This is a genomic window from Blastomonas sp., assembly GCF_041747255.1.
Taxonomy (GTDB): domain Bacteria; phylum Pseudomonadota; class Alphaproteobacteria; order Sphingomonadales; family Sphingomonadaceae; genus Blastomonas.
The window spans coordinates 1-4,519 of record NZ_JBGTFM010000259.1 but is presented as its reverse complement, the minus strand read 5'-3'; the positions used below and the strand labels follow the sequence as shown (position 1 = coordinate 4,519).

The following is a 4,519-nucleotide window of genomic DNA, read 5'->3' as shown; positions in this document are numbered from 1 at the left end:
CCGCCGCCTTCCGCGCCAAGCCGCCCGAGCGGCGTCATAGTGTGCGCATCGCGTTGCCGCCGCCGACCAGGGGCGCACCCTTGCCGAAGATCGAAGGGCCGCAAGATAGCAGCCGACCGCTGGTGGTGATCGATGCCGGGCACGGCGGCCATGACCCGGGCGCGATCAGTCCGCATGACGGCACCTATGAAAGCGAAGTGACGCTAAAGGTCGCGCGCGCGATCCGCGACGAACTGCTCAAGACCGGGCGGGTGCGCGTGGCGCTGACCCGCGATACAGATCGCTTTCTGGTGCTTGAGGAACGCTATGGCATCGCCCGGCGGCTGGGCGCTGACCTGTTCATTTCGGTCCACGCCGACGCTGCGCCATCGCAGGAGGCACGCGGCGCGACCATCTATACACTGTCCGAGGTTGCATCGGACCGCGAGGCGGCACGACTGGCCGCGCGCGAAAACAAGGCGGACATCCTCAACGGCGTCAACCTTGCGGACGCTCCGTCCGATGTCTCGTCAATCCTGATCGACCTCACCCAGCGCGAAACCATGAACCTGTCGGCGGACTTTGCCCGGCTGTTGCGGCGCGAGGGCAATGACAAGATGAACTTCCGCACCGAATCCCACCGCTTTGCCTCGCTGGTGGTGCTCAAAGCCCCCGATGTGCCGTCGGTGCTGCTTGAAACCGGCTATGTCAGCAACAAGGACGATGTCGGCCTGCTCAAGTCTGCCGCCTATCAGAAGCGCATCGCCGAATCGGTCAGCGAGGCGATCACCGTGTTCTTTGCGCGCAAGCTGGCGTCGCGGTAACTCATTGAGCGGATTTCTGCGGACGGTGCCAAGCCCCGGCAATCGCCACTGGCTTTTGGCTTTGGGGCTGTGCTAATTGCCCGCGCATGACCGAGGCTGCGAATGGCGATGCCACCTATAGTTTGACCCGCAACGAAGGCGGCATGCGCGCCAGGCTGCACGACCTGCGCGAGCGCGTGCGCCCGTTGTGGAGCCAGCGCTGGGTGCGCTGGGCGAGCTATCTGCTGCTGGCGGCGCTGCTGGGCGTGGTGCTGATCTGGGCGATTTTCGCGCGCGATCTGCCCTCTGCCGAAACGCTGATCGATTACGAGCCTGATCTGCCGACGATGGTGCGCGCAGCCGACGGGGCGATCGTCAACAGCTATGCCCGCGAGCGCCGCGTGCAGCTGCAGTACAAGGATTATCCGCCCGTCCTGATCCGCGCCTTTTTGGCAGCGGAGGACAAGAACTTCTTTTCGCACAACGGGCTGGATTATCCGGGGCTCGCAGCGGCGATCTTCGATTATGTCACCAAGATCGGATCGGGCCAGCGCGCGCGCGGCGGGTCAACGATCACCCAGCAGGTCGCCAAGAACCTGCTGCTGGGCGATGAATATTCGGTGACCCGCAAGATCCGCGAGGCAATCCTCGCTTACCGGATCGAGGATGTGCTGACCAAGCAGGAAATCCTCGAGCTTTATCTCAACCAGATTTATCTCGGCCGCAACGCTTATGGCGTGCAGGCGGCGTCGCGCGCCTATTTTGCCAAGGACGTTGGCGATCTCGACCTGCACGAGGCCGCATATCTCGCGATCCTGCCCAAGGCGCCAGGCAATTACCGGCCCGAAAACAACATGGGCCGCGCGCTGGGGCGGCGCAACTGGGCGCTGGCGGCGATGGAGTCCAACGGCTGGATCAACGAGCAGCAGCTCGCCGCAGCGCGGGCGCAGCCATTGGGCACGATCACCCGCACCGGCGACAGTTTTGACAAGATTGGCGGTTATTTCATCGAGGAGGTGCGCCGCCAGCTCGTCGAAAAATACGGCGAGTCGGCCGAGGACGGCAAGAACAGCGTCTATGCAGGCGGCCTGTGGGTGCGCACCTCGCTGAATCCCGATATGCAGCGCGCCACCACCACGGCGCTGCGCGAAGCTTTGCAGCGCTATGACCGGGGCAGCGGCTGGAGCGGGCCGCTGGCGACCATCGAGATGGATGACAAATGGGCCTCACGCCTGGCATCGACCTATATCAATATCGATTACGAGAACTGGCGGGTCGCGGTGGTCATCAGCAAGGCGGGCGGCACCGCCAACATCGGATTTGCCAACGGTGATACCGCGACCTTGCCGCGCTCTTCCGCCACGATGCCGCGCCGTGGCACCGGCCAGAACGCCTTCGATGCCATGAAGCCAGGCGACATCATCGCGGTCGCGCCTGCCGCAGGTGACAATTACACCTTGCGCAACGTGCCCGAAATTTCGGGCGGCATGGTCGTGCAGAATCCGCGTTCAGGCCGGGTTTACGCAATGCAGGGCGGGTTTGATTCGCAGATCAGTCCGTTTAACCGCGCCACCCAGGCCGACCGCCAGCCGGGATCGACGATCAAGCCGTTCGTCTATGCCACCGCGCTCGACAACGGCATGACGCCCGCCACGCAAATCGTCGACGGCACGTTCTGCGTCTATCAGTCGGCGAGTCTGGGCAATAAATGCTTCCGGAACTTTGGCGGGTCGGCAGGGGCGGGGCCGCAGACGATGCGCTGGGGGCTCGAACAGTCGCGCAACCTGATGACGGTGCGCGCCGCCAACGACGCCGGAATGCTCAATGTCGTCAAGACCATCAAAACCGTCGGCATCGGTGACTACAAGCCGTATCTCTCGATCGCGCTGGGTGCGGGCGACACCACGGTGATGAAGCTGACCAACGCCTATTCGATGCTGGTCAACCATGGCCGCGAGCTTAAGCCCACGGTGATCGATTATGTCCAGAACCGCAGCGGCAAGGTTATTTTCCGCACCGATACGCGCAGCTGCGAAGGCTGCAACATGGCCAAATGGGATGGCAAGCCGATGCCGCGCATCGCGCAGCGCGGGCGCCAGCTGGTGGACCCGATCACCGCCTATCAGGTGGTGCATATGCTCGAAGGCGTGATCACGCGCGGCACCGCAGTCAATCTGGCTGACCTCAAACGCCCGATGTTCGGCAAGACCGGCACGTCAAGCGGCCCGACCAACGTGTGGTTTGTCGGCGGCACCCCCGATATGGTCGCGGGCGTCTATCTGGGCTTTGACCAGCCGCGCAGCATGGGCGGTTATGCGCAGGGCGGACGGCTTGCCGCGCCGATCTTCAAGCAGTTCGCCAAGGAGATCCTGCCATCCATGCCGATCACCGAGTTCCGCGCGCCTGCGGGCACGCGCATGGTGCGCATCGACCGCCGCTCGGGTCGCCGCGTTTATGGTGCATGGCCGGGTGACGAGGCCAAAGCAGCGGTGATCTGGGAGGCGTTCAAGCCCGAAACCGAACCGCGCAGATCGATTCGTCAGGAAGAGATGGCCGTGGTCAAGGCTGCTCCGCGCGCCGCCGGCCCCGCCGCGCGTCCGCGCAACGACAATGACTTTTTGCAGCAGCAGGGCGGGATTTATTGAGCGATGTTTCGCGCTTTCAACCTATCGGGTTGAATTAACGCGGGTTGCAGCCTAGGCATGGCCGATGCTCAGCCAAAAAGTCCGCTACACCATCCGCGCGCTGCAACACCTTGCCGATGAATACGGCAACGGTCTGGTGCACCTTGAAGACATCGCCGCTGCCCAGAACCTTCCGCCCAAGTTCCTGACCGTCATCCTGTCGGAAATGGCGCGCGCAGGCCTCGTCCATTCGCAGCGCGGCAAGGACGGCGGCTATATGCTGGGCCTGCCGCCGGTCGACATCCGCTATGGTGATATCGTGCGCATCACCAGCGGATCGCTGGCGCTGGTGCCGTGCGCCAGCCGCTATGCCCATTAAACGTGCACGAACTGCCTGGATGAGGACAATTGCCGCCTGCGCGCGCTGATGCTCAGGGTGCGCGACGAGACCGCAGTGATCCTCGACCAGATCACGCTGGCCGACCCCATTCATCCCGTCGCTGCTTTCGAACCTGCTGGCGCAGATTGATGCCCCCAATTAACAAAGCTGTCTTGTCAATCAATTCAGTTGATAATATTCCCGACGACGCGGGCCACGCTGCATGCAGCCGGTCCGCACCAGATTTCGTCAGGGGGATTTCGGTGGCGGACACCGGCGACAATGCCGGGCTAAGCCCCCCACAGCCGGGTGATCCCCACACCATTAATCTTAACCCTTCCTCACGTTCTTAGCGCCCCTCACCATGAGAGGAACCAGACATGCTGGACCTGAGTTTTCTGAATCCCGCTGATATCTGGCCGATTGTGCTGGCGGGCTTTGCCGCGCAGATTGTCGATGGCGCGCTGGGGATGGCCTTTGGTGTCATCTCCAGCACGCTGCTGGTCTCGGTGCTGGGCGTGCCCCCGGCGCAAGCCTCGGCGGGCGTGCATTTGGCCGAGGTGTTCACCACCGGCGCATCAGGGCTGAGCCATGCGTGGCATCGCAACATCGACTGGAAGCTGTTCAGCCGGTTGGTTCTGCCCGGCATCGCAGGCGGGGTGCTGGGGGCGTATGTGTTGTCGAACATCGATGCAGATGTCGCACGGCCTCTGGTGATGGCCTATCTCGCCGCG

General features: G+C 63.3%; 3 protein-coding genes and 1 pseudogene. All 4 read left to right on the top strand.

What is annotated here, in order from left to right; genetic code table 11:
• Positions 1–803, top strand: an 803-nt coding sequence (locus ACEW8G_RS08965; RefSeq protein WP_373488083.1) for an N-acetylmuramoyl-L-alanine amidase, incomplete at its 5' end; no start/stop codon positions are given.
• Positions 804–889: 86 nt separating this feature from the next.
• Positions 890–3,427, top strand: coding sequence for a penicillin-binding protein 1A (locus ACEW8G_RS08960; protein ID WP_373488082.1), 2,538 nt, complete (start codon positions 890–892; stop codon positions 3,425–3,427).
• Between the two features lie 64 nt (positions 3,428–3,491).
• A pseudogene (locus tag ACEW8G_RS08955) lies at positions 3,492–3,935 on the top strand (Rrf2 family transcriptional regulator).
• A gap of 230 nt (positions 3,936–4,165) precedes the next feature.
• A partial coding sequence (locus ACEW8G_RS08950) for a sulfite exporter TauE/SafE family protein (protein ID WP_373488081.1) occupies positions 4,166–4,519 on the top strand: 354 nt, incomplete at its 3' end.

Coding starts and splice junctions, on each gene's coding strand:
- ACEW8G_RS08960 (WP_373488082.1), top strand. CDS start 890: ATGACCGAGGCTGCGAATGGCGATGCCACCTATAGTTTGACCCGCAAC.